At 58.9% G+C, this 23,339-nt stretch carries 25 protein-coding genes; 10 read left to right on the top strand and 15 right to left on the bottom strand.

Translation table 11 applies throughout. The features are described 5' to 3' along the window. Window positions 1–19: 19 nt before the first annotated feature. On the top strand, window positions 20–694 hold the full coding sequence (locus AC1DWZ_RS00580) for a response regulator transcription factor (protein ID WP_477166912.1): 675 nt from the start codon (window positions 20–22) through the stop codon (window positions 692–694). On the opposite strand, the gene AC1DWZ_RS00575 is transcribed toward AC1DWZ_RS00580, so the two are convergent. Together AC1DWZ_RS00575 and AC1DWZ_RS00570 are read right to left on the bottom strand one after the other, a co-directional pair. Then, window positions 665–3,301, bottom strand: a complete 2,637-nt coding sequence (locus AC1DWZ_RS00575; protein ID WP_477166911.1) for a hybrid sensor histidine kinase/response regulator — start codon at window positions 3,299–3,301, stop codon at window positions 665–667. The genes AC1DWZ_RS00580 and AC1DWZ_RS00575 overlap by 30 nt on opposite strands. Window position 3,302: 1 nt before the next feature. Further along, window positions 3,303–4,490 carry an FIST N-terminal domain-containing protein gene (locus tag AC1DWZ_RS00570; protein WP_477166910.1) on the bottom strand — a complete coding sequence of 396 codons (1,188 nt, stop codon included), beginning with the start codon at window positions 4,488–4,490 and terminating at the stop codon, window positions 3,303–3,305. A gap of 240 nt (window positions 4,491–4,730) precedes the next feature. On the opposite strand from AC1DWZ_RS00570, the gene AC1DWZ_RS00565 reads away from it, so the two are divergent. From AC1DWZ_RS00565 to AC1DWZ_RS00545, 5 genes are read left to right on the top strand one after another with little or no spacing between them, the layout of a single operon-like run. Continuing rightward, entirely contained in the window at window positions 4,731–5,840 is a 1,110-nt protein-coding gene (locus tag AC1DWZ_RS00565) for an S-(hydroxymethyl)glutathione dehydrogenase/class III alcohol dehydrogenase (protein ID WP_477166909.1), read from the top strand. A gap of 38 nt (window positions 5,841–5,878) precedes the next feature. Continuing rightward, window positions 5,879–6,745 (top strand): S-formylglutathione hydrolase, encoded by an 867-nt coding sequence (gene fghA, locus AC1DWZ_RS00560; protein ID WP_477166908.1) that lies wholly within the window; start codon window positions 5,879–5,881, stop codon window positions 6,743–6,745. A 23-nt stretch (window positions 6,746–6,768) separates the two neighbouring features. After that, complete coding sequence (locus tag AC1DWZ_RS00555) at window positions 6,769–7,749, top strand: ABC transporter substrate-binding protein (RefSeq protein ID WP_477166907.1); 981 nt, start codon at window positions 6,769–6,771, stop codon at window positions 7,747–7,749. Continuing rightward, window positions 7,746–8,531, top strand: a complete 786-nt coding sequence (locus tag AC1DWZ_RS00550) for an ABC transporter permease (protein ID WP_477166906.1) — start codon at window positions 7,746–7,748, stop codon at window positions 8,529–8,531. The genes AC1DWZ_RS00555 and AC1DWZ_RS00550 overlap by 4 nt, the downstream gene beginning before the upstream one ends. Beyond that, a complete protein-coding gene (locus AC1DWZ_RS00545) occupies window positions 8,528–9,352 on the top strand; it encodes an ABC transporter ATP-binding protein (RefSeq protein ID WP_477166905.1) in 825 nt (274 codons plus the stop codon). Before AC1DWZ_RS00550 ends, AC1DWZ_RS00545 begins: the two co-directional genes overlap by 4 nt. On the opposite strand, the gene AC1DWZ_RS00540 is transcribed toward AC1DWZ_RS00545, so the two are convergent. The 11 genes from AC1DWZ_RS00540 to AC1DWZ_RS00490 form a co-directional block, all read right to left on the bottom strand. After that, window positions 9,298–10,113 (bottom strand): pentapeptide repeat-containing protein, encoded by an 816-nt coding sequence (locus tag AC1DWZ_RS00540; RefSeq protein ID WP_477166904.1) that lies wholly within the window; start codon window positions 10,111–10,113, stop codon window positions 9,298–9,300. The two genes, AC1DWZ_RS00545 and AC1DWZ_RS00540, sit on opposite strands and share 55 nt — an antisense overlap. Before the next feature lie 11 nt (window positions 10,114–10,124). Next, complete coding sequence (locus tag AC1DWZ_RS00535) at window positions 10,125–10,658, bottom strand: PQQ-dependent catabolism-associated CXXCW motif protein (RefSeq protein WP_477166903.1); 534 nt, start codon at window positions 10,656–10,658, stop codon at window positions 10,125–10,127. Between the two features lie 26 nt (window positions 10,659–10,684). After that, complete coding sequence (locus tag AC1DWZ_RS00530; protein ID WP_477166902.1) at window positions 10,685–11,536, bottom strand: substrate-binding domain-containing protein; 852 nt, start codon at window positions 11,534–11,536, stop codon at window positions 10,685–10,687. Window positions 11,537–11,552: 16 nt separating this feature from the next. Further along, entirely contained in the window at window positions 11,553–12,005 is a 453-nt protein-coding gene (locus AC1DWZ_RS00525) for a c-type cytochrome, methanol metabolism-related (RefSeq protein ID WP_477166901.1), read from the bottom strand. 143 nt (window positions 12,006–12,148) lie between these two features. Next, window positions 12,149–13,936, bottom strand: coding sequence for a methanol/ethanol family PQQ-dependent dehydrogenase (locus AC1DWZ_RS00520; RefSeq protein WP_477166900.1), 1,788 nt, complete (start codon window positions 13,934–13,936; stop codon window positions 12,149–12,151). 405 nt (window positions 13,937–14,341) lie between these two features. Continuing rightward, window positions 14,342–15,457: a pyrroloquinoline quinone biosynthesis protein PqqE gene (gene pqqE, locus AC1DWZ_RS00515; protein ID WP_477166899.1), complete on the bottom strand. Its 1,116-nt coding sequence runs from the start codon at window positions 15,455–15,457 to the stop codon at window positions 14,342–14,344. Beyond that, window positions 15,454–15,738 carry a pyrroloquinoline quinone biosynthesis peptide chaperone PqqD gene (gene pqqD / locus AC1DWZ_RS00510; protein ID WP_477166898.1) on the bottom strand — a complete coding sequence of 95 codons (285 nt, stop codon included), beginning with the start codon at window positions 15,736–15,738 and terminating at the stop codon, window positions 15,454–15,456. Before pqqD ends, pqqE begins: the two co-directional genes overlap by 4 nt. Then, the gene (gene pqqC, locus AC1DWZ_RS00505) at window positions 15,735–16,484 is read right to left on the bottom strand and encodes a pyrroloquinoline-quinone synthase PqqC (RefSeq protein ID WP_477166897.1); all 750 of its coding nucleotides are present in this window, start codon (window positions 16,482–16,484) and stop codon (window positions 15,735–15,737) included. Before pqqC ends, pqqD begins: the two co-directional genes overlap by 4 nt. Further along, complete coding sequence (gene pqqB / locus AC1DWZ_RS00500) at window positions 16,481–17,398, bottom strand: pyrroloquinoline quinone biosynthesis protein PqqB (protein ID WP_477166896.1); 918 nt, start codon at window positions 17,396–17,398, stop codon at window positions 16,481–16,483. Before pqqB ends, pqqC begins: the two co-directional genes overlap by 4 nt. Window positions 17,399–17,448: 50 nt before the next feature. Then, on the bottom strand, window positions 17,449–17,583 hold the full coding sequence (gene pqqA / locus AC1DWZ_RS00495; RefSeq protein ID WP_477166895.1) for a pyrroloquinoline quinone precursor peptide PqqA: 135 nt from the start codon (window positions 17,581–17,583) through the stop codon (window positions 17,449–17,451). Between the two features lie 154 nt (window positions 17,584–17,737). Continuing rightward, window positions 17,738–18,202 (bottom strand): hypothetical protein, encoded by a 465-nt coding sequence (locus tag AC1DWZ_RS00490; protein WP_477166894.1) that lies wholly within the window; start codon window positions 18,200–18,202, stop codon window positions 17,738–17,740. A 118-nt stretch (window positions 18,203–18,320) separates the two neighbouring features. Here AC1DWZ_RS00490 and AC1DWZ_RS00485 point away from each other — a divergent pair, with 118 nt between their 5' ends. Continuing rightward, window positions 18,321–18,677, top strand: coding sequence for a hypothetical protein (locus AC1DWZ_RS00485; protein ID WP_477166893.1), 357 nt, complete (start codon window positions 18,321–18,323; stop codon window positions 18,675–18,677). A gap of 33 nt (window positions 18,678–18,710) precedes the next feature. Here AC1DWZ_RS00485 and AC1DWZ_RS00480 read toward each other — a convergent pair whose 3' ends face one another. Together AC1DWZ_RS00480 and AC1DWZ_RS00475 are read right to left on the bottom strand one after the other, a co-directional pair. Beyond that, window positions 18,711–19,502: a quinoprotein dehydrogenase-associated SoxYZ-like carrier gene (locus AC1DWZ_RS00480; RefSeq protein WP_477166892.1), complete on the bottom strand. Its 792-nt coding sequence runs from the start codon at window positions 19,500–19,502 to the stop codon at window positions 18,711–18,713. Between the two features lie 35 nt (window positions 19,503–19,537). Beyond that, the gene (locus tag AC1DWZ_RS00475) at window positions 19,538–20,497 is read right to left on the bottom strand and encodes a quinoprotein relay system zinc metallohydrolase 2 (RefSeq protein ID WP_477166891.1); all 960 of its coding nucleotides are present in this window, start codon (window positions 20,495–20,497) and stop codon (window positions 19,538–19,540) included. Between the two features lie 192 nt (window positions 20,498–20,689). Between AC1DWZ_RS00475 and AC1DWZ_RS00470 the strand changes: the two genes are divergently transcribed. From AC1DWZ_RS00470 to AC1DWZ_RS00460, 3 genes are read left to right on the top strand one after another with little or no spacing between them, the layout of a single operon-like run. Then, on the top strand, window positions 20,690–21,097 hold the full coding sequence (locus AC1DWZ_RS00470) for a c-type cytochrome (protein WP_477166890.1): 408 nt from the start codon (window positions 20,690–20,692) through the stop codon (window positions 21,095–21,097). Next, window positions 21,094–22,326, top strand: coding sequence for an ABC transporter substrate-binding protein (locus AC1DWZ_RS00465; protein ID WP_477166889.1), 1,233 nt, complete (start codon window positions 21,094–21,096; stop codon window positions 22,324–22,326). The genes AC1DWZ_RS00470 and AC1DWZ_RS00465 overlap by 4 nt, the downstream gene beginning before the upstream one ends. Before the next feature lie 47 nt (window positions 22,327–22,373). Beyond that, the gene (locus AC1DWZ_RS00460) at window positions 22,374–23,339 is read left to right on the top strand and encodes a PQQ-dependent catabolism-associated beta-propeller protein (RefSeq protein WP_477166888.1); all 966 of its coding nucleotides are present in this window, start codon (window positions 22,374–22,376) and stop codon (window positions 23,337–23,339) included.

The following is a 23,339-nucleotide window of genomic DNA, read 5'->3' as shown; positions in this document are numbered from 1 at the left end:
GTCCTGGGAGGACGCTACCATGATGACCGTGCTTGTCGCTGATGATCATCCTCTGTTTCGCGAGGCAATCGTGGACGCTCTTCGGGGCATGCAACACGATATCGATGTGATTGAATCTGGATCGCTCTCCGAAGCCTTCGATCACATAGCCAACAGCGCCGACATTGATCTCATTCTGCTTGATCTGCGCATGCCCGGCGTAAGTGGCGTCAAGGGCGTACGTGCGCTTCGAACCCGGCGGCCGGATGTACCGATCGCAGTCATCTCCGCGTTGACAGACAACGTCGTCATTCGCGAATGTTTTGATGCCGGCGCCGCCGCCTACATTCCTAAGTCGCTGCCTCGAGCTCATTTCGCCAGCGCCATCCAGACCGTTCTTGATGGCGGTATTTATATGCCGGCAGACGATAAGGTTGCCACGCCCACCGATGACGATGAAGGCATTGACGACTCCCTTCTCTGTCGATTTGAGCTACTGACCAATCAGCAGCGAAAGGTTCTCGAACTCATGGCGCAAGGGATGCCGAACAAGTGCATCGCCTATGAAATTGATGTGCAGATGACGACGGTCAAATCTCACGTCTCGAGCCTGCTGCAGAAACTTGGTGTCTCCAGCCGAACGCAGGCCGTCATCCGCTATGAGAAGTATAGTCGGCACCTCTCATCACCGGACAGACGAGATCAGCGCTCGTAATCGAGCCGGCTTGATTGGCTTGACCAGCAATGTAGCCCCCATCTGCTGCACTAAATGCTGGATTTCGGAATTGCGGTCTGCGGTAATGATCGCTGCCGGCACGTCGGCATTGCAGTGTTTTCGAATGGCGGCGATGACGTCCGTTCCGACGCGCCCTCGATCGAGATGAAAATCCGCCAGAATGATATCTGGGCGGTCACCACGCCGCACCAGCTCCGCAAGAGCGCCCGCTTCGTCGGACGCGGCGATCACGTCGCAGCGCCATGTATTTAGCAAGCCGGCCATGCCGTCGAGAACGTCTGGCTCGTTTTCAACGACAACCACCCGAATGCCTCCAACACTCGCGCGCTCGGCAACCGTCGGCGGCCCCACCTCCACCGGCTCGCTGACACCGGTTGCGATCGGTACAGAAACCGAAAACATGGAACCCCTCCCCAGCTTCGAGCGCACCTGAACCGGGCAGTTGATGAGCCGGCTGATACGACGCACAATCGAAAGTCCGAGCCCGTATCCCTCGCCACCGATCTCCGTGAATCGCCGGAATTCCTCGAAGATCTCGTTGAGCTTGTCCTTGGGGATGCCGATTCCAGTATCGATCACCTGCAATTCGACAAAGGACCCGCGACGACGAGCGCCAAAAAGAATCCGTCCATTGGGTGCGTAACGGCAGGCATTGGTGAGAAAGTTCTGCAGCAAACGGCGCAAGAGCGGCACGTCTGTTTTCACATTGAGCGAACATGGCATGAGGGTAACGCTGACGCCGTTACGATTGGCAAGAGGCGCAATCTCCTCAAAGAGGGCGGCCATCAACGCCGCCAGTGGCGCTCGCCTGATATTGACCGCGACCTTGCCGGCATCGAGCTTCGAAATATCGAGGAGGATATTGAGAATGTCTTCGACGTTCGACAACGCGCGATCTACCCGACTGATCAAGCGAAGCAAATCGTCAGGCACCGGCTGATCCTGAATAGCGGCGACAAAAAGCCGTGCCGCATTGAGCGGCTGCAACAGATCGTGGCTGGCGTCGGCCAGGAACTGCGTCTTGCTCAGATTCGCGCGATCCGCCTGAATTTTCGCCTGCTGCAGCTCACCGGCGATCCGCCGCCGTTCGACCACTTCACCTAGCAAAGTTTCATTGAGCTGCTGGAGAGAAGCCGTACGTTCATGAACGCGCCGCTCCAGTTCCTCGTTTGCAGCCTCCAGGATGCGCTGTGCCCGGCGCCGCTCTGTAATATCCTGTACCAGCGTGAAAAAGCCGATGATGCGACCGTTGCTGTCGCGATGCGGCACGTAAGTCGCTAGCCCAAAACGAGGCTCGCCGTCCGCCGACGGCAGCGTCAGTTCGAAGACGACCGTCGATCCGCTCAGCACGCGTTCGATATACGGCCGGCGAAGATTGTATTCCTCCTCGCCCAGGACAGCCCGCATCTTGCGCCCGAGAATCTTCTTGCCGTTGCGCCCGAACGACGTGCGATACGCTCGATTGACGAATTGGTACTGCTCGATTTCGTCGATGTAGCACATCATGGTCGGCATGGCGTTTGCGAACAGGCGGATGCGCTCCTCCCGGTCGTGCACAGCCTCCTCAGCCAGCCGACGCTCAGTGATCTCTGCACAGGATAAGACGAACCCACCATCTGGCATGGGATCCCGCTTGATCGCAAACCACCTGCCGTTGACACTCACCTCGGATGGCGTGGTCGCATTCGTTGTGACGAGCGGTGATGTAACACCCAGCTCCGGAACGTTGCGAAGATCATTGAAGCGCTGGAAACTCTGCAATGTGGCGCCCACGGTCAACAGACTTGCCGGTAGCTCCAGCAGCTCGCCATAACGCTGGTTCACGGTCATAAGTCGCTGTTCCCGATCGAACACGGCAACACCGATCGACATACTTTCGAGTGTCGCCTGCAGATGGCGCGATCGCTCCGCCAAAGCCTGCTCGCGCTCCTGGCGCTCGGCGTCCTTGACGTCGGTGATGTCGGTGTAGATCGAGGCAATGCCGCCCTCAAGCGAGGGCCGGTCATTGACCTGGATCCACCGACCGTTGGAAAGCGCATAGACCCAGCGATTTATACCCCCGCGCTTAATATCTTTCCGCTGCGCCAGGCGGTCGGCAATCCATTGCTCGGCCGGACAATCGCTTGGCGTGACAATCGAGCCGTTCTTTATCGCCAACCTGATCAGCGCTTCGAACGTCATATTGGTGTGGACGTCCCCCTTCAAATTCGGCCAGAAATCCAGAAACCGCTGATTGCAGAGGATCAGTTTGTCGGCCGGATCGAATATTGCAAAGCCTTCAGAAATGCTGTTAATCGCGTCGCGTTGTCGGTTCTGGGCCGTCATGCCCATCGCCACCGCTTCATTCAACTCGCGATTTGTGCCCGCGACAGCCTCCAGTGCATGCTCGAGTTCTCGGGTACGTTCCTTCACCATCCGATCTAGCAAGATAGCGGTCTGGAACAGGTGATAGGCGTTGCCTTGCAGATCCAGGCTATGTTCGACATGCTGCGTTAAGGCGCGATTGATCTCACGCAGTTTTGAAACTTCGCGCCGCAGCTTGACGACCTCGTCGTTATCCGCAGGCGATGTAATCTGGTCCTGCATATTATCGTGGGTGGCCAAAGGCGATGCCGGTAAATGTCTGGCTCATATGCATTGTGCCGAATTGTTCACCATAGGTGTTGAACCCGATCACATTGTTGAGGTCGTGCAATCGCGAGACGTCGGTCAGCATGTCTCCCTGCTCCATCTCGATATAACGTAGGATGCAGTCAAAGCCGATCGTCGCCTGCACAGGCCCGAGATCGTTGCGCAATTTCTCGAAGACGGCCTCCAGATCAGCCACCAGGTCGCCACTGCGCGCAATGCTCAGCACAATGCCTTCGTCGATCGCACAGAAGAATTGCAGGCTATCGTCATCGTTCACCTTCTGGATCGACCGAGCGTAAAATCTGCCGCCAGCACGCACCACGAGCGGGTGCAAGGCGAAAACCTGGGATGTGAGATCCGCACGCGTGAGGCCGAGGAGTCTGGCATATTCCTGAGCTGCTGGTTCTGCATTGATCTGCATGACGACCCGGCGGGAGGGATCGGCACGGGTGATGACAAGTTTCTGCGCCAGCGCCTCGAAGTGCTGTGTTTGGAACACACGGAAGTCGAGATCCGTCGAAATCAACATTAATACTGCGGAATTGGTCAGGATGCGGCCACCCAACAGCATATTGGGCTCGTTCTTGACGGCGCTGACCCCAGCCGAGCCACCGACGAGTGGCACATGACCCAGGGCGTTGCCGAATGCGCTAGCGATGGCCTCTTCACGCATCGACAGGCCGTCATTGAGCAGGATCGCGAAGGAATTGGGCATCGTGGCATGAAACTCGGCCGCTTCATGCTGGGTGAGAAGCGTGCGCGCGGCCGAGAAGCCGTCAGCAAGGTCGAACTGGGCCAATTGTTCGAACAATTGCAGGGACAGGTTAAAATGTGCCTTGGGGAGGCTCAGCCCAGTAATGGTCCCGTGCTGGTAGCCATGCGGTGTGATCTCCCCGGCAGTCGTGCAGCCAACAACTGGCATGCTACCGCCATATTCCGCCACCGCGGCGGCGATTTCGGGAATGTGGAATTGCGGTGAGCAGAACAGCAGCACAAGCTCGCTGTCATCGTTCGCGATGGCCGCCAACACCGACAACACAACGTCCCTGGTCGTACGCGTCTCGCGGCGCGCTTCCACAGACCACAGGATGCCGCCACGGTCTCCCTGGTGGCCCGGCGCATTTGGCGCTTCCAGAACAGCCATCTCAATCCTCCCCAGCGCGAAGGGTCCTGTTGATTGATTGGTTTGGCGGCATGCAACCTCACGCCGCACTTATCGGTCCTCGCGCTAGCATTATCATTGATTGCGGCCTTGATCCAAAGTCCAATTTCCGACTTGGGCAAGTTCTCGATAGCATTTCCTTTCTATAAATCGGCTCGTACCTGCAGGACGTAGGCTAGCGGTGCTGGCGGTGCATGTCCCTCAAACGGATAGGAAACAATCATGAAAACCCGGGCAGCCCTGGCGACACAGGCCGGCAAACCGTTGGAAATTGTCGATGTTGAGCTCTCCGGGCCAAAGGCAGGTGAAGTCCTGGTCGAAGTCAAGGCAACGGGTCTCTGCCACACCGACTGGTTCACCCTCTCTGGGGACGACCCGGAGGGCATTTTCCCTGCCATCCTGGGCCATGAGGGCGCCGGCATCGTGGTCGATATTGGCCCCGGCGTCACATCGCTGAAGAAGGGCGACCATGTCATTCCACTTTACACGCCGGAATGTCGGCAATGCGAATATTGCCTCAGCCGCAAGACCAATCTCTGCCAGGCAATCCGTGCCACCCAAGGCCAAGGGTTGATGCCGGACGGCACCAGCCGCTTCTCAATCGGAGGCCAGAAGGTCTTTCACTACATGGGAACCTCGACCTTCGCCAACTTCACCGTGGTCCCGGAAATCGCCCTGGCGAAGATTCGCGAAGACGCACCGTTTGACAAGGTCTGCTATATCGGCTGCGGCGTCACCACCGGGATCGGCGCCGTCATCAATACGGCGCGCGTGGAAATCGGTGCCAATGTCGTTGTCTTTGGCTTGGGCGGCATCGGGCTGAACGTGATCCAGGGTGCGCGTCTTGCTGGCGCTAACATGATCATCGGCGTCGACCTCAACCCCGGTCGCAAGGCCTTGGCCGAAAAATTCGGCATGACCCATTTCGTCAACCCGAAGGAGGTCGAGGGCGACCTCGTCCCCTATCTGGTCGACCTCACCAAAGGCGGCGCGGACTATAGCTTCGAATGCATCGGCAACACCAAAACCATGCGCCAGGCGCTGGAATGCTGCCACAAAGGCTGGGGTGTTTCCGTTGTCATCGGCGTTGCCGGTGCAGGTCAGGAAATCTCCACCCGGCCCTTCCAGTTGGTGACGGGCCGAGTCTGGAAGGGCACAGCTTTCGGCGGCGCGCGCGGTCGCACGGACGTTCCCAAGATCGTCGACTGGTACATGGATGGCAAGATCAACATCGATGACCTGATCACCCACACCATGCCGCTTCAGGACATCAACAAGGGCTTTGAATTGATGAAAGCCGGAACCTCCATTCGCAGCGTGGTACTCTATTGACCGATGCCAGATCGCAACAAGGCATGGGCCCGATGGCCGTGAGCCAGATAACAAGCGTGCCGATCGAGACATTGTCGCGGCAGCGTTGTTTTGGTGGATGGCAGGGCTTCTACCGGCACCAATCATATGAAATCGGGCTGCCGATGCGTTTTTCAGTGTTTCTGCCACCTCAGGCGGAACGCGGGCCGTGCCCCGTTCTGACATTCCTGGCCGGCCTCACCTGCACCGAAGAGACTTTCATGGTCAAGGCGGCGGCACAGCGGTTGGCTGCGGAATATGGACTGATCCTGGTTGCACCGGACACCAGCCCGCGCGGCACCGATTTTCTTGGACAAGCCGATCACTGGGATTTTGGCGTTGGGGCGGGCTTCTATGTCGATGCTACGCAGCAACCCTGGTCGCGCCATTGGCGAATGTACAGCTACGTCACGCGCGAACTGCCGGACGTCATCGGCGCACATTTTCCTGCCGACATGGCACGGCAGGGAATCTTCGGCCATTCCATGGGTGGTCATGGTGCCCTGGTCGCTGCCCTCCGAAACCCCAGCCGGTATCAGTCCGTCTCCGTCTTCGCTCCCGTCGCAGCACCCAGCCAATGCCCCTGGGGGCAGAAAGCATTTCGCGGCTATCTCGGCCCCGATTCGGCGGATTGGCGTGCGTATGACGCGTCTGAACTGGTCAAAGTGCACCGGCATCCAGGTGAAATCCTTATCGATCAGGGCTTGGATGATCAATTCCTTGCCGAGCAGCTGCATCCGCATCTCTTTGAAAAGGCAGCGCTGCAGTCGGGCCAGGCCGTCGAGTTGCGACTGCATCAAGGCTACGATCACGGCTACTACTTCATACAGAGCTTCATGGCCGATCATTTCCGGCATCACGCGCAGCAAATCTGTCGCGACCAGTAAACCTCTATCCGAGGGAGGCAGGGATGGTGACATCCATGGGCCGGGCATTGTCGGTATTTTTCATGGCCCTTTGGCTGACCGGCCAGGCATGTGCGGCTGACTTGCCGACGGTCCGTGTTGGCACGCTGAAATTTGGCACTGTCAATTGGGAGCTCCAGGTGCTTGGTGACGGCCTTGACCGAAAGCATGGCTTTATCCTCAGTCCCCAAGTGCTTGCCGACAAAGAGGCCACCAGCGTCGCCCTGCTGGCGGGCGATGTCGACGTCATTGTCACGGATTGGATCTGGGTCGCCAAGCAGCGCGCTCTCGGGCGCGATTTCACCTTCGTACCGTTCTCGCGCTCGGTCGGCGCCGTCATGGCCAACCCGGCAACAGGCATCAAGACGATTTCTGACCTCAAAGGTCGCAGCATCGGCATTGCCGGCGGAGCCACGGACAAGAGCTGGGTTCTGTTGCGGGCCTATGCCCTGAAGACCGCCGGGATGGATCTTGCTAAGGATGTCGATGCACAGTTTGCGGCCCCGCCTATGCTCAATGAACTGCTGTTGCGTGGCAAATTGGACGCCGTCCTCAATTTCTGGCAGTTCAACGCCAGACTGGCGGAAAAAGGCATGGTGCCGGTCATTTCGATCGCCGATATTCTGCCGGCCCTCGGCATCAAAACACCACCGCCTCTCCTGGGCTGGGTTTTCAGCGAAAGCTGGGCGGGCGCCAACCCGGCCGCTGCCGAAGGCCTGATCGACGCGTCCTATGAAGCCAAAGATATCATGAAAACCGACGATGCCGTCTGGACGCGCCTGCGCCCCGTGATGGACGCCGAAGACGACACAGTGTTCGCCGCCCTGAAATCCGGCTATCGCGACGGAATACCGGATGGATATGGGGCGGCGGACGTTGCCGCGGCCAATGCTGCTTTTGAGCAGATGCGCGCTATTGACCCAGATGCAGTTGCCGACCTCCCGACACTACCGGCAGGAACCTTCTGGCCGCATTTCCGGCCATGACACGCGCGGCAGCCGTTCCGCCGATGGAGACCGCATCTGCTCGGCGCTGGTTCAGATGGCCATCTTTACTGGCCTTGTTGGGGTTCTGGTATCTCATCGCCTTGCTGCTCGATGACCCGGTGTTGGTCCCATCGCCGATCGCGACTTTGGCGGCCTTCTATCACCATCTCATCGAGGGTGATCTTGTCTTCAGCCTGGCCATAACACTGGCGCGGGTCGTCGTCGCTTTTACTCTGGCTATGATTCTTGGCAGTATTTCCGGGATCCTGCTCGGCCGGTCGCAGATCATGGACGATCTGTTCGGCGGCTGGCTGGTAATAGCACTCAACATGCCGGCATTGGTGACGATGGTCTTGTGCTATGTCTGGTTTGGCCTGAACGAGAGTGCCGCGATCCTCGCCGTGACGATCAACAAGACGCCGATCGTGGCCGCAATTACCCGAGAAGGCACCCGCGCCATAGACGCGTCTTTGTTGGAAATGACCAAGGTCTTTGCTGTACCCCGATTTCGGGTGCTGCGCCGGGTCATACTGCCGCAGATCGCCCCCAGTTTCATGGCATCAGCACGTGCAGGCCTTGCACTCACCTGGAAGATCGTGCTTGTGGTGGAGTTGCTCGGACGCCCGAACGGCGTCGGGTTCGAGATTCGCACCTTCTTCAATTATTTCGACATCGCCAGCATTCTTGCCTATTCCCTGGCATTTATTGCCATCGTCATGATGATCGAAGGTTGTCTCCTGACGCCAATCGAGCAGCGCGTCGAGCGCTGGCGGCGCCCTTGATCGGCTTGCAACTTCAAGGCATCACCCGGGGCTTTGCGCGCCCAGCGCCGCACGCTGTCTTGCGCGGCATCGACCTTACGGTGGCACAAGGTGAGCTTCTCAGTCTGGTTGGTCCCTCGGGCTCCGGCAAGACCACGCTTCTGCGTATCATTGCTGGCCTCGATCAAACGTTCGGCGGGCAATTGCAGTGGCCGGATGGATTGCGGCCGCAGATCGCCATGGTATTCCAGGAACCACGCCTCGTGCCCTGGCTCAGCGTTCTCGACAATCTCCTGCTCGTGGCGGGTGACGGACGCCGTGCGGAGGCGATGGCGCTTCTGGCGGATGTGGAACTGGGTGGCAGCGAGCATGCCTTTCCGGCCCAACTGTCCGGCGGTATGCAGCGGCGCGCCTCTTTGGCACGCGCATTGCTCACCAAACCCGCAATGCTGCTGCTGGATGAGCCATTCATCTCGCTCGACGCCGCCTGCGCCAGCCGAATGCGGCGGCTGCTTGCGGCATATTGGCAAGAGCATGGCACGACAATCCTGTTGGTGACCCATGACCTCCGCGAGGCGGTCGAGCTTTCGACGCGCATTGTGGCACTGTCGCCAAGCGAAGGGCGTCTGATGACCGACCTGCCCATTCCCCTGTCATATCCGCGTAACGATACCGACGCCGCTGTAGAGAAGATTCTGGATATTCTTAGGCCTGTGACGCAGGGCTGGCCGCAACCGGACAACTCTCAGGCAACCGAACGCAAGAACGACACCTCGGCGGTCTCGTCTTATTTCAGCAAGGCACGGTCAAGATTTCTGGCTTTGTCGAGGCCGATCACCTGATCCGCTCCCACAAGATCAATCAGCTTGGTGGATGCGACGTCAGTTTGATTGAAATTGGTACCGGCGACATTGGCCCCCGTGAGATCGGCGCCGGCGAGTTCCGCCAGCATCAAATCCGCGCCCGACAGATTTGCGCCGACAAGCTTGGCAAATTCTAGTTTTACCCGCGTCAGGCGGGCCCCCGATAGATCCGCACCGGCAAGGTCGGCGGAAGACAGTACCGCCCGCATCAGCCCCATCGACTGGTTCTTCATATCGGCTGACAGATCGGCACCAACCAATATGGCACCCCGGAAGGCCGCTCGCGTAAGGTCCGCCGTGATGCGCGCATTGGACAGATTGGCCGACGTGAAATTGGCATCGCGCATTTGCGCGCCAAACAGCGTGGCGCCGACCAGGCTCGACCCACTGAAGTCGCTACCGAGGGCCCACACCTGGTCGAGAATGGTACCGTCCAATTTGGCGCCAACCAACTTGGCGCTATTGAGATAGGCGCCGCGCAGATTGGCATGCCGGAAATCCAGCCCGGAGAGATCCAGGCCATTGAGCCGCTTGCCCGACAGATCGATCTCTGTCCCAGGCGCAGCTTGCGCAAGGAGATTCACAAGCTCGTCCCGGGTCATCTCCGCAGTCGTAAAAGCCGGTCCCGAGAGATCGACCTGATCCATCATGTCCTGCGCGGACGCACTATCTGCTTCCGATCCCACCAGGCCCAGCGACAACCAGAGGACCGCCGCCTTCATGCCGGGCCAGATTTTCACGGGCATCATCATTACTTCAATGGGACTGCTGCATTGAGCATTGTCGGGTATCCAGCGGCACTCCATTCCTGAACGCCTCCCGGAAACCAGTAGACGCTTCGATAGCCGTAGCTAAGTGCGCGTTTGGCCGCATTCCAGGACATCCAGCATTGCGCTTCGCAATAGAAGGCCAGCTTGCGCGCCCTGTCACCCAGGGAAATATTGTCGAGAGCATCCTGGAAATATTGGTCCATCTCGTCCGATAGACTCCCGTAGCCAACATTTGCCAGCCAGACGCTGCCTGGAATATCGTGCCTCGCCGGCGGACGCCAATAGGTCGTTGCCGGAAGTTCGGACGGCCGCGGCGGTTGTGGCAGCACATCAATTGCCACCACTGCGTCCTGCAGCATCAAGCGGCGGAGTTCTTGTGCGCCGATGACGGTCGCACCATGCAGCGTCGCTGGGGTTTCTGCGCGGTAATCGTTCAGCCGGTAGGCGTCCGGCTCAGCAACATCTGCACTTGCCGATGAGACCGAAGCGGCAAGGTACATGACAGCAAGCAGCAAGAGACGCGTGATTGCTCCGGAGGCAGTCATGGCATGAGATTGCGCTGGGCATCGAGTGTAGGAACATGATAGCTGCGCAGAATGGCGTTGATTTCTTTCTGATTCTCGCGAATGAGCGTGTTGATCTCATTCTTCCAATTGTTCTCGCCCGGCCGCACCGCCATCGTGATGTAGAATTCCATGCGCGTGGTCGCCGTCTCCCTGGTCAAGGGCGTGATCGTCAGTTGCCCGCCATGTGGCGCCGCGAAATAGCCGGCGATCGGCCCCCATAGCAGCGCCACGTCGATCTTGTCATCAATCAGATCCTGAATCATATCCTTGCCCGGCGATCGATAGCGCGTGTCGACCATCAGATCATAAGGGCGCACTCGCGATGCAAGGCCGCTTTTGGCAACAATGTCCGCCGGCGGCGCCCCGGCCGTCAGGCCGATTCGAAGATCCTTGGACCGCAAGGCCTCGATCGTCTCGGCTGCGATGCCATCCGCGCTACGCGTGACCATGACATAGGTCGACCGATAATAGGGGTTGGTGCTCTGCACCATCTCAGCACCGGTGACAATGCCCATGACCAGGTCGCAGCGGCGTGCACGCAAGGTATTGCGCAGGAACCCGACCGTGTTGGGGTACCAGATATATTTCAGCGGAACATGAAGTTTCGCCGCCAGCAGCTCGGCGATCTTATTCTCAAACCCTTCGCCCTTGTCGTTTGAAAAGGGCAAATTGCTGGGATCAGCACAGACCCGCAATGTCGAACGGTCAACTGCTTCGGGATGCTCCGTGGCATTTGCCGACGAACTTATGAATGAAGCAAGGCAAAGAGCCGCCAGGCAAGCCACGACGTGACGGTAGGTTTGGAACGCCTTGAGCGTCCTCCTCACGCGCTGAAATCCTTGCTCAATTAGCCATGCAGGCCGCTTCCGTTTCGGCCACCTCAGCCGGTTTTGGATCATGCTTCGCCGGTCGCCCAGGCCCGAGCGCACCGTCGGAACGCGCCTTGAGATAGGCATATATGTCATCGATATAGCACATGACGTTGCGGTCGGTGCCAAGTGCCGGCATCTTCAGCGTAGACGCCGTATTGACGTCCGTCTTGCCGTTCACGACGGTCTCGAAGAACTGCTCATAGGTGAGCACCTTCAACGATTCCATGAGCGCTGGCCCGAAGGAACTCCCGGCGCCATCTGGCCCATGACACGTGAGGCAGATACCGTTGTAACGTCGAAAGCCGTTGAACGTCGCCCAATCTGTCGTGCCGTCCGGCTGGATACGATAGGGCTTTTCGGCGGCATCGGCAGCACCGCTATCCTGCGCGCGCGCCCCGGGGCTTAGGCTAACAATTGTCGCCATCGTTGCAACGGCGATGAGTTGAAGATAGCGACTTCCATTCGGCAGCATTCATCGTCCTCGGTTCGATTTTGATCAGGCCCGCGCGTCGGTTACTTGGAAAGACGGCGGGGATGCGGCAAACCGCACCCCCGCCAGCCGGCTACTCACTTGGGAAGCGCGAAGACGGTCAGTGTTCCACCGAGTGCTGTGTACTTCGAGAGGGATTGGTAGGCGCCCACCGCCCCCAGACCCTCTTGCGCACCGGTCAGGCCCGCCGCCATACCGATACCAGCCCAGCCACCCAGACCGGACAGCACCGCGACATACTGCCTGCCATCGTACTCGTAGGTGTTGACGTTGCCGATAATGCCAGATGGCGTCTTGAACTTGTAAAGTTCCTTGCCGCTCTTGGCATCGACAGCTTTCAGATAGCCCTCCAGCGTACCGTAGAAGACCACATCGCCGGCTGTCGCCAAAGCACCGCTCCAGACCGAGAAGGGTTCCGGCAACGACCATTTGATCTTGCCGGTCTCGGCGTCCCAGGCGATGAAGTTACCGAGATTCTCTTCACCCTTGGGTGGATACATGCTCAGCGTCGCACCGACATAAGGCTGGCCCGCAGTATAGGCCACCTTATAGGGCTCGTAGTCCATGCACACATGGTTGGTGGGCACGTAGAAGAGGCCCGACTTCGGCGAATAGGCCGACGGTTGCTGGTCCTTGCTGCCCAGTGCCGCCGGGCAGACGTTCTGAGTGTTGGTATCCTCGCCGCCAGCTTCGGTCGAGAACTTCTTTACCCGGTCCGGCAAGCCGGTCTTCAGGTCGATCTTGGTTGCCCAGTTAACAGCTGGATCGTACTTCTCGGCCACCAGCAGTTCGCCAGATGCCCGGTCCAACGTGTAGCCAAAGCCGTTGCGATCGAAGTGAACCAGCAGCTTGCGGTCTTTGCCTTTGAACTTCTTGTCGACCAGGATCATTTCGTTGACGCCGTCATAGTCCCATTCGTCATGGGGCGTCATCTGATAGACCCATTTTGCCACACCGGTATCGGCATCGCGGGCGAAGATAGTCATCGACCACTTGTTGTCGCCTGGCCGTTGCACGGGGTTCCAGGTGCTGGGATTGCCTGTGCCGTAGTAGACAAGATTGAGTTCCGGGTCATAGGACATCCAGCCCCAGGCAGTACCGCCACCGGTCTTCCACTGGTCACCTTCCCAGGTGGAAATACCAGAATCCTTACCGACGGGCTTGCCAAGTTGCGTGGTTTTCTCCGGATCCATCAGCGTGTCGGCATCCGGACCCACCGAATTCGCCCGCCACAACTGCTTGCCGGTCTTGGTATCATAGGCCGTGACATGGCCGACAACACCGAACTCGGCGCCGCTATTGCCAACCAGCACCATGTTTTTGATGACCATTGGCGCCGACGTGCCGGTCTCGCCCTTGGTCGGATCGCCGTCTTTCGCTGTCCAGACAGCCTTGCCGGTCTTGGCGTCGAGCGCGACCAACGAAGCATCGGCCTGATGCAGGAAGATCAGCCCGTCGCCATAGGCAACACCCCGATTGACCGTATCGCAGCACATCACCGGGATGACGTTGGGATCCTGCTTGGGTTCATACTTCCACACGATCTGACCGTCCTTGCTGAGATCGAGCGCAAAGACAGTGTTGGGGAATGGTGCATGCACATACATCATATTGCCGATAACCAGCGGGCCACCCTCATGACCGCGCAACACGCCGGTCGAGAAGGTCCAAGCAACCTGCAGATCCTTCACATTCTTGGCGTTGATCTGGTCCAATCCGCTGTAGCGTGTGCTTGAATAGTCGCCGAGCGGCATGACCCATTGCTTTGGGTCCTTCTGCAGGGTGAGCAATTCGTCATTGGCGAAAGCGCTGAGAGACCACAATGACGCTATTGCAGTCAGACCCAGCACTACACCAGGTTTCATTCTTGCCATGATTCCCTCCCGATAAAAGTGAATGGCCCATTCGCATCGGCGTCTTTATTTTCCCTGACCTACCGAGCAGCCATGTCCTTAGTGATCATCACGCGACAACCTGGAGAGATTTACCGGCACCTGAACCGCGTTCACATTGCAAACGATGCATCGGGCAAATGACGAACTGGCCAATTCATAAGTAAGCCAGTCAATCTGTCGGGTTCTCTACAGGCCACGATAACGAAGGATAGAGTGGGGCGACCGACCATTTGTCGTCAATCGACAAACGCAACGTAACCATCGTCCTTTGGTACAACTTGGTCCGCGATACACACTTTAGAGAGATCAGCCGGATCATTTTGCACTCGCGCGATCTTAAGATTGCACCGCGACATGCGCCCAAAATTCACCGACTCAGTCCGCCATTGCGGGCGATGACGTTCGACGACGATAGCGGAACGCCGGCGACGGCAGAGCAGATGCTGATTCCGCCAATGCACGCATCTCGGCATGCATGGGTGACAGTGCGCAAGCGGGATCAGTGGCACCTGCCGCACCAGCGATCGCGAGCGCCTGGCATCGACAGCCGCCCCAATCGATCTCGCGCTGTGCGCAGCTGTGGCAGGGCTCTGGCATCCAGGCGGTACCGCGGAATCTTTCGAAGGCAGAAGACGTCGCCCATATCTCGCCCAATGACCTGTATCGCACTGAGTCGAATGACAGCTCGGGGATAGTTTCCGCTGCATGGCATGGCAAGACGCGGCCGGACGGCGTCACATTGAGAAACTGCCGACCCCACCCTCCCATGCACGCCTTGGGCACGCGGGCGTAGTAATCCGGCACCACATAGTCGATCACGATGCGGCCACGCAGGCGGAGGCGTGCCGCTTCGACACGCTCGGTGGCTTGCTCGAGGTCGGCCAAAGTCGGCATCAAGGCCGCGCGGTTCTTGAGCGCCCAGCCATAATATTGCACATGCGCAATCTCGACACGGGCAGCCCGCAGACTCACCGCCAGATCGATCATCTCGTCGACCCGGCTGATATTGTGGCGATTGACGATGATATTGACAGTCAAGGGGAGGCCCATCTCCTGGACCCAACCCGCAAAAGCCAGCTTCTTTGCCTGCGCGCCAGCATAGTTGCCGATCCGCTCCGCCGATTCTGGAAGCGAGTCCTGGAAGCTGAGCTGCGCATGATCCAAGCCGGCTGCCACGAGATCGGCAAATCGAGCACGATCGATTGCAACGCCGGATGTAATGAGATTGCTATAGAGGCCGCATTGCCGGGCATGGGCAATGAGATCGACCAGGTCGCGCCGCACGGTGGGCTCACCGCCGGAAAAATGGACCTGCAGTACACCTAGCTTCGCGGCCTCGCCAATCACCCGGCGCCATTCCTCGGTCGTCAATTCATCGCGCACATGGTCCAGCTCCAAGGGATTCGAGCAATAGGGACATTGCAGCGGACAGCGATGCGTCAGCTCCAGGAGGATTGCCAGCGGCGGTGCCGGTGCGACAATGGCATTCATATCTGTAAGACCCGCTTGTCGATAAGCCCCGTCAGCAGCGCCCGCACGTCGCCATCGATCTCCGATCGATCAGCACTATAGGCCAGCGCCAGATCATCTATCAGCGTCGCAATAGGAGTGGTGCCGTTGCAACGTTGCACGATATCGAGTGACGTCTCGTCCAACATCAGGATGCGTTCGGGCGCCAACAGCATCCAGGATTGGCGTGTCTCGTCAAAATGCAGTCTGACACCCGGCGCCAGATGTGGTCGGGAGTCGATGGCCAACGAGAGATCGTTCACACCAGCACCTCCGGTATGAAGGCACCTGGCGCGATATGCCCTGGCGCCACATAAGCGTAGTAAAGCGCATCGAGCTGGGCCCACAGGACGTCGCATTTGAATGTGAGCGCCCGCAAAACCGACTGTTGCTGCTGCGGTAGCCGCGCTTCCCGCTTGACATAGTCCAGCGCAAAATTTGCATCGCGCGGCGCCTGGAAGAGCCGTTTGTCAAAGTAGGATAAGGCTGCCCGGTCGACGAAGGCGTAATTGGCCAGCATCCCGCTGACGCGGTCGTTGATGATCGCTGGCGCGAACATCTCAGTCAGCGACGACGCCACCGCCTCCAGCAGGCTGCGCTCGCGAACAAAGTGGAGATATGCCTCGACCGCGAACCGTGTGCCCGGCAGCAGGCCCGCGCCGGACAGAACATAGTCTCGTTCAAGTCCAAGGGCGTCGGTAAGTCGGAGCCAGCGCTCAATGCCACCTTCTCCCACCGTTTCTCCTGCAGCGTCACCGTCATGATCCTCGATCCGCTGGCGCCAGGCGCGCCGGAAATCCCGGTCCGTCGATCGGCCCAGAATTGCAGCGTCCTTCATCGGAATGATCGATTGGTAATAGTACCGATTGAGCGCCCAGGCCTGCACCTGGCCACGGTTGAGCTWGCCGCTATGCAGCAGCGCATGGAATGGGTGGCGGCTATGATAGCGCTCGGCACCGATCGCCCGCAGCGCGCGCTCCAATCCGTCGGCATCCAGCAGTTCGCTCATAGATTTACCCTCATGCCGTCTTCGGCTACTTCCCAACCCGCCGCCATGACAGCGGCGCGTTCTGGCGAGGTATCGTCCAGCACAGGATTGGTGGTGTTCACATGGATGAAGATTTTCCGGCCGATCGCGAGGTCTGCGAATGCCGCCAAGGTGCCCTCGGGTCCGCTGATGCTCATATGTCCCATCCGTGCCCCTGTTTTCGCGCTGACACCAAGATCAACCAACTCGTTGTCGGACCATAATGTGCCATCGAAAAACAAAAGTGACGAACCTTGCAAGCGGTCCCGCAGTTCCGGCGTCAACCTGGCGCAACCAGGTATGTAATGAAAACGTGCCTCGCCACAGCTGATTTCAAGACCGATGGTATCTTCGACATTGCCTGCAAGATTGCCGGCATGCCGTGATTCCAGAAACAGCGGTACCTTACCCGGCACTGGAAACGCGGTGACGGTGATATGGAGCGGCCCGAGATGCCCGTCGATATCAACCGGCTCACCCAGCGGAAATGGCCCACGTTCTACATACGTGGGGGACAAGGCGCCGAAGATTGGGTTCTCGGCCAAAATCTCCAACACACTACGCGTCGCCCACAAACGGAACGGCTGGCTCTCCCGCATCGACAACAGGCCCGCCACATGATCAATCTCCGCACTGGTCAACAGGACGGCCTTGATCGGTGAGTCACGCAAGCCATGCCGAGGCCAGAAAGCTCGGTTCTGCAGAAATTGTTGGCGTAAATCCGGTGAGGCGTTGATCAACAGCCACCGCTCGCCATCAACACTTACAGCAATCGAGGCCTGCGTTCGCCACTTGGTATGGCTAACACCTTCGCGTGCTGCTTTGCTGGCCGGTGTGTTGCAGTTCCACTGCGGAAACCCACCACCGGCAGCCGAGCCGAGCACAATCACTTCCATGATGATGGTCGTGACATTGCCAGACTCTGCCGCACGGCGAATGGCGTAGGTTACAGACGTGCGCTGGCGTAGCTGTTGATTTCCATGCCGACGCAAATTTCACGGATACGCGGAGCTGTCCATTTCTTCACGATCAGTCCCTCCCAATTTAGAGCGATTGTTGAACTCGCACTAACAGTCGGCATTGCCGACCAAATGGATCGTATCGCGACTCATCGGCGGCGACAATGACGCGCGACGCTACCAGGCTCATCCTTAGGAAGGAATTTCGGCGATATATCCGTCTATGTCGCATTGCAGCGTATGCGCAGGCCGGTGAACCGCCTCTTATTCTTGCGTTCAACAAGCAGGAAATATGGGCCTGGCGCGAAGCCGCAGCATCTCCGACGACAGAACACGCATTGTCGGCGCCGTATCTCTTAACCAATGAAACTGCACGTCATAGGCTTCACGCTCCCGCGCGTTCCATTCCCGACAATCCAATGGCACGCTGAGCGCCGCACCACCATTGGTCCCGTTCAATGAATCACCAGCGCTGGCGGCGCGAATTTGCAGGAAGTGCGTGAGTTCATGGACCAGGATGCTGGTCGCTACCGGATCGCGACCGACAGCGATACTGTCGTCCAACAGGATGCGTCCGTCAGGCGTGGTGAAGGCAAGGATACCGCAAGACTTGCCGCAGACCTCCAGCGCGAGTTCCTCATGTGGCAGCGCCACGATCTCGGGCGGTGCCGCCGGGATCGCATAGCCTGTATATTCGGAGATCGCCACGAGGAGCGAAGCCAGCAGCTTTGCAGTAATCATGCTCCACACCCCGGCAACATCGTCGCCGTCATGATATCGCCCCCAAAGTCAATTGACGCTCCGGTGGGTGTGTGTTTTGCTGACGCCGATTTACCCTTTCCATCACGCTGGAGTTCGCATGATGTGGCGCAAATGGCTCTTCGGCAGCGTGATGGCGACTCTGCTGCTGACGACGGGACCAGGCATTGGCGGCGCCCAGGCAAACGATTATCCGACAACCGTTGTCGCCGATTATGTGATCGGCTGCATGGCCAGCAATGGCCAGAACCAGGACATGTTGCGGCGCTGTTCTTGCAGCATCGATACCGTCTCGTCGATCATGCCCTACGAGACCTACGAGAAGGCCGACACCATCATGCGTATGCAGCAGGTGAGCGGCGAAATGACCGGCATGTTCCGTGAAATGAAGATGCTGACAGATATCGTCAAGCAGCTGCGCCTCGCCCAGATCGAGGCTGATTTTCGCTGTTTCTAAGGTTTCCGCCACGTCTTTGCCTTGCTCTTGACGTCAACTCGCCGGCGGAGTTGGCCAGGCGGATCGATAGATCTCACCCTCCGAATCTTTGACCTCGACCTCGACGCGAGTGCCCTTTTTGGCCGGCAGGTTGAACTGGAAAGCAGGATTTTCGCTCAGCGAGATATTGCCTTCGACCGACAGCACCGGCTTCCCGTCGGCTCGGATGTCGATCGTTTCAAGATAATTGGCAGGGATATAATTGCGCGTGATCTGATCCATCTGCATGCCACTGAAGTTCGGGTGACGGATGAGAAGTTCAATCGGGCCATCACCGCCCTCTTCCGCCAGTCGCTTCAGTTTCATCTCGCCGCGATGCGCCAGTGCTTCGCCCGGTGCCTTGCTGGCAGGAGCGGAGCACCCTCCGGCCGCTTTCACGTAGGTCGAGATTTCGTACAATCTTCCGTCCGTTGCTTCCGCGACCGCATGCACGTCGGTGTATTCGTTGACTCGAACTCGAGTCCCGATGGAAGGATCGTCGACGCCGGCCGGGTAATGGAACACCGCCGCCACCGGCACCGGATTCTTATCGACAATCAGGGTCAGCGTGCGCAACCCGATGCCACCGAGGCGGGTCGTGTCAAAATCAATCTGAATAGGCACAACGGCTGCATCATAGGCCCGCTCTGGAGCGGTTATGTGCATGAACGAAGCACCGCTTATGATGGATTGCCCGGGAAACAACGCAGCCTTAAGGTCCGGCCACAAATCGTCTTCGGCAATGGCGGGCCCACCGCATAAGACGCTGATCGCTGCGGTGACGATGCATAAGCGCCAACACTTCATCATGGCCTCCCACCGGATTGCCGACGATCCGAACCCTATTCCCACTCCAGTTCAGTATACGCCGCCGTTACATTACGCGCATTATAGGAGTCGAATAGGTGCCAGCGGCCTTTCTCCGATAAGCCCACGCGGCTGGTCGCTTCCGGCAAGGTCCCGCCCTTGGCCAGAATCTGCCGTGTTTCCCGAACGATAAGCTCCAGGTAGCGTCGCTCGTCCGCCAACGCCGCCGGCCACGGCGCAGTGGCTGGACCATGGCCCGCCACAACCCGCTGGGCTGGAACCTGGCGTAGCCGGTCGATCGCTGCCAGCCAGCCAGTGATTGATCCGTCCACAGCCGGAATGCGCTCCAGAAAAACGAGGTCGCCGGCAAATAATGTCCCAGTTGCCTCATCAAGAACCGTGAGATCACTATCGGTATGTGCCGGCGGATAGGCCTCCAAAACCAGACGGCGATGTCCCAGATTGATTGCCTCTCGTGCCGCCACCAATCGTTGCGGGGCGACAAACCAGGATTGCGTTGCCATGGGCCCGAACAGCTCGTCCGCCCGCGTAAGATAGCCCGCTTGTCGTGCACTGAGGGCCGCCGGCAGATTGGCATGGCCGATAATCACGGGCTTTTCGGATGCGAATGCTGCATTGCCCAAGACGTGATCGGGGTGGAAATGCGTGTTGATGACATAGCTGACAGGCAGTTCCGTCACCTGACGGATGGCCGCCAGCAGCGCGTGCCCTATCATGGGGCTCCCACCGGTATCGATGACGGCGACGGAGATGTCACCGACAATAAAGCCGATATTGGCGATTCCGCCGGCATTCTCACGCGTTGCTTCCGCATCGGCGCCATGAAAGACATAGACTCCCGGCGCGATCTCACGGACCGGGAGAGGCGTTTCAGCGGCGGCAGGACATAGGCGCATGGAGAGGACCATTGCGACGACGGTCAGTCCTAGAATGATGTGGGTCACAATGTGTTGATGCAGGACCGGACGTGACATGCTCGTCTCGACGCTCCATTGTACTTTAGTCTGATGCCGGTGTTGAACGCTTGTGGAGTGTGGGATCGATTCCTAATATTCTGACGATTGCTTCAAGTCGCCGGCTGCTCAGCATTTACGATCCAATGCGAGCAGATTGAGAAGAGCGACATCGGAATCTATCACGTGCAACGAATTTCTGGGAGTTTGTGCATGCAGCGCTCTTTTGTCACTGCGGTCGCTGGTGTCGCGGCCTTCGTTATCCTCTCCCTTGGGGCGGGAGCCGTATCTCATGCGGTCGAACCTGGCGACCCCGTGAACGGCAAGAAAATCTTCGCCCGCTGCGCGGCCTGCCACTCGGTTGACGTCAATGTCAACAAGATCGGGCCGTCTTTGCATGGCATCATCGGTCGTCCGTCCGGTTCCATTGCCGACTTCAAATACTCGCCGGCCATGAAGAGCATTGGCCTCACCTGGGATGCCGACACCCTGGACAAGTATCTCACCAAGCCGAAGGACGTCGTCCCCGGCACCAAGATGATATTCCCGGGCTTACCCAAGCCGACAGATCGGGCCGACGTGATCTCATACCTTCAGGAGGCCGCAGGTACGACGCCATGATCGGCGCCGCGGCGTTTCGGCAATCTCTTGCCAGATGGGCGATGCTATGCACCCTGCTCCTGGCATGCCTTGTCACGATGCCGGACGCCAATGCGGATGCAACGGCGCTCACTGTCAAAATCGGCTATCTCGGAGAGGCTATCCCCGAGCGCGAGCCGTTGTCCTTGGTCGAAGTTGTTGCGACAGATAAAGGGCTGGCCGGGGCAAGGCTGGCAATCGGCGACAACAACACAACCGGCAAGTTCCTTAAGCAATCCTACAGCCTGACGGAAACAATCATTCCGGAGAAGGGCGATTTGCATGCGGCCGCCAGCGCCTTCAGCGCCGCCGGCATCAAGCTCATCGTCGCCGCCCTGACGGCGGACCGGCTGTCGGAACTGGCGGCTCTCCCGGAAATGCAGGACGCCTTGATTTTCAACATTCAAGCGCAGGACGACAGCCTGCGGATTGCCGGATGCCGCGCCAATATCTTCAACATCATCCCGAACCGCGCCATGAAGGCCGATGCGCTCGCGCAATATCTGATCAGCAAGCAATGGCCGCGATGGGTTCTCATTTCCGGTGCCGAACCCGCGGACAAGGCCTTTGCCGATGCCATCCGCCGCGCAGCGAAGCGCTTCGGCGGCGAGATCGTCGAAGAGCGGGAATATAAGTTCGAAGCCGGATCGCGGCGCACCGACACTGGTCAGCAGCAGATCCGCAAGCAGATGACCGACCTTACCCAGCGTCTCCCGGATTACGACGTGATGATCGTTGCCGATGAGAGCGACATTTTCGGCGAATATCTGCCTTATCGTACGTGGGCAGCACGGCCGGTTGTCGGCACGCAGGGCCTAGTGCCAACGGCCTGGCATCGCAGCCAGGAACAATGGGGTGGCACCCAGCTCCAGCGCCGCTTCACCAAGGCGGCGGGGCGCTGGATGCTCGAGGAGGACTATACCGCCTGGATGGCCGTCCGGGCGATCGGCGAAAGTGTCACGCGGGTGGCCAAGGACGATCCCCAGACCTTACGTCAATTCATGTTGTCCGACGCTTTTCAGCTGGGTGCCTTTAAGGGCCAGGGACTGACCTTCCGCCACTGGGACCAGCAACTGCGAGAACCGATCCTGCTCGCCTCGCCGATGATGCTGGTATCGGTCTCGCCGCAAGAAGGCTTCCTGCATCAACGGACACCCCTGGACACTTTGGGCTATGACGAACCGGATTCGGAATGCCGTCTCAACCCTTGACCGCCAGCGATGCCGGCCGTGTCATGCAAATGCTTTAGGAGATCGAGATGAATGGCTTGCCCGCTTGTGCTCTCGCCCTGCTCGCCCTGGTCATCGCGCCACCAGCACTGGCATATACGGCCTATGTCTCCAATGAGAAGGGCAATACCGTCAGCGTCATCGACCTGACGACGCTGGAAGTCACCGCCACTGTTCCCGTGGGCGAACGGCCGCGCGGCATCACCCTCAGCGCCGATGGCAAGCAGATCTATATCTGCACCAGCGACGCGGACCATATCGAGGAGTTCGATGCAGACAGCCTGACATTGATCCGCACGCTGCCGAGCGGGCCGGATCCGGAGCTTTTTGCCTTGGCACCAGATGGCAAGCATCTCTATGTCGCCAACGAAGACAACAACATGGTGACCGTGGTGGATGTCGGCCCGGGTGCCGTCTCGGCCGAAATACCGGTCGGCACGGAACCGGAAGGCATGGGTGTCAGTCCGGACGGCAAATGGCTGGTCAGCACATCGGAAACGACCAGCATGGCGCATTTCATCGACACCGCCAGCTTCGAAGTGGTCGACAGCGTGCTGGTTGACGCCAGGCCGCGTTTTGCCGCCTTCACGCCAGATGGGGGGCAGGTCTGGGTGTCGTCCGAAATCGGCGGAACCATCAGTGTCATCGACGTCGCGACGCGCAAGATCCTGCACAAAATTGCCTTCGACGTGCAGGGATTGCGCAAGGAGACAATCCAGCCGGTTGGTATTTCGATCACCCCCGATGGCAAGACGGCTTTCGTGGCCCTTGGACCGGCCAATCGTGTGGCAGTGATCGATGTCGCCAGTTTTACCGTTAAGAAGTACCTCCTGGTCGGACAGCGCGTCTGGCAATTGGACCTTACCCCGGACAGCAAGATGCTGCTGAGCACCAACGGCGAATCCAACGACATTTCCGTCATCGACGTCGAGGCGCTGAAGGTCATCAAGTCGATCCCCGTCGGGGAACTTCCTTGGGGGGTTGTGATCCGCTGA

It is taken from the genome of Dongia sp. P2_B8 (assembly GCF_056404715.1).
Note: the sequence above shows the minus strand (reverse complement) of the source record. Positions and strands in the feature narration are given on the sequence as shown.

What these genes read in the sequence shown, in the direction of transcription:
- AC1DWZ_RS00580 (WP_477166912.1), top strand. Translation starts at nt 20, where the DNA reads ATGATGACCGTGCTTGTCGCTGATGATCATCCTCTGTTTCGCGAGGCA.
- AC1DWZ_RS00575 (WP_477166911.1), bottom strand. Translation starts at nt 3,301, where the DNA reads ATGCAGGACCAGATTACATCGCCTGCGGATAACGACGAGGTCGTCAAG.
- AC1DWZ_RS00570 (WP_477166910.1), bottom strand. Translation starts at nt 4,490, where the DNA reads ATGGCTGTTCTGGAAGCGCCAAATGCGCCGGGCCACCAGGGAGACCGT.
- AC1DWZ_RS00565 (WP_477166909.1), top strand. Translation starts at nt 4,731, where the DNA reads ATGAAAACCCGGGCAGCCCTGGCGACACAGGCCGGCAAACCGTTGGAA.
- AC1DWZ_RS00555 (WP_477166907.1), top strand. Translation starts at nt 6,769, where the DNA reads ATGGTGACATCCATGGGCCGGGCATTGTCGGTATTTTTCATGGCCCTT.
- AC1DWZ_RS00550 (WP_477166906.1), top strand. Translation starts at nt 7,746, where the DNA reads ATGACACGCGCGGCAGCCGTTCCGCCGATGGAGACCGCATCTGCTCGG.
- AC1DWZ_RS00525 (WP_477166901.1), bottom strand. Translation starts at nt 12,005, where the DNA reads ATGGCGACAATTGTTAGCCTAAGCCCCGGGGCGCGCGCGCAGGATAGC.
- AC1DWZ_RS00520 (WP_477166900.1), bottom strand. Translation starts at nt 13,936, where the DNA reads ATGAAACCTGGTGTAGTGCTGGGTCTGACTGCAATAGCGTCATTGTGG.
- pqqE (WP_477166899.1), bottom strand. Translation starts at nt 15,457, where the DNA reads ATGAATGCCATTGTCGCACCGGCACCGCCGCTGGCAATCCTCCTGGAG.
- pqqB (WP_477166896.1), bottom strand. Translation starts at nt 17,398, where the DNA reads ATGGAAGTGATTGTGCTCGGCTCGGCTGCCGGTGGTGGGTTTCCGCAG.
- pqqA (WP_477166895.1), bottom strand. Translation starts at nt 17,583, where the DNA reads ATGCCGACTGTTAGTGCGAGTTCAACAATCGCTCTAAATTGGGAGGGA.
- AC1DWZ_RS00490 (WP_477166894.1), bottom strand. Translation starts at nt 18,202, where the DNA reads ATGATTACTGCAAAGCTGCTGGCTTCGCTCCTCGTGGCGATCTCCGAA.
- AC1DWZ_RS00485 (WP_477166893.1), top strand. Translation starts at nt 18,321, where the DNA reads ATGATGTGGCGCAAATGGCTCTTCGGCAGCGTGATGGCGACTCTGCTG.
- AC1DWZ_RS00480 (WP_477166892.1), bottom strand. Translation starts at nt 19,502, where the DNA reads ATGAAGTGTTGGCGCTTATGCATCGTCACCGCAGCGATCAGCGTCTTA.
- AC1DWZ_RS00475 (WP_477166891.1), bottom strand. Translation starts at nt 20,497, where the DNA reads ATGTCACGTCCGGTCCTGCATCAACACATTGTGACCCACATCATTCTA.
- AC1DWZ_RS00470 (WP_477166890.1), top strand. Translation starts at nt 20,690, where the DNA reads ATGCAGCGCTCTTTTGTCACTGCGGTCGCTGGTGTCGCGGCCTTCGTT.
- AC1DWZ_RS00465 (WP_477166889.1), top strand. Translation starts at nt 21,094, where the DNA reads ATGATCGGCGCCGCGGCGTTTCGGCAATCTCTTGCCAGATGGGCGATG.
- AC1DWZ_RS00460 (WP_477166888.1), top strand. Translation starts at nt 22,374, where the DNA reads ATGAATGGCTTGCCCGCTTGTGCTCTCGCCCTGCTCGCCCTGGTCATC.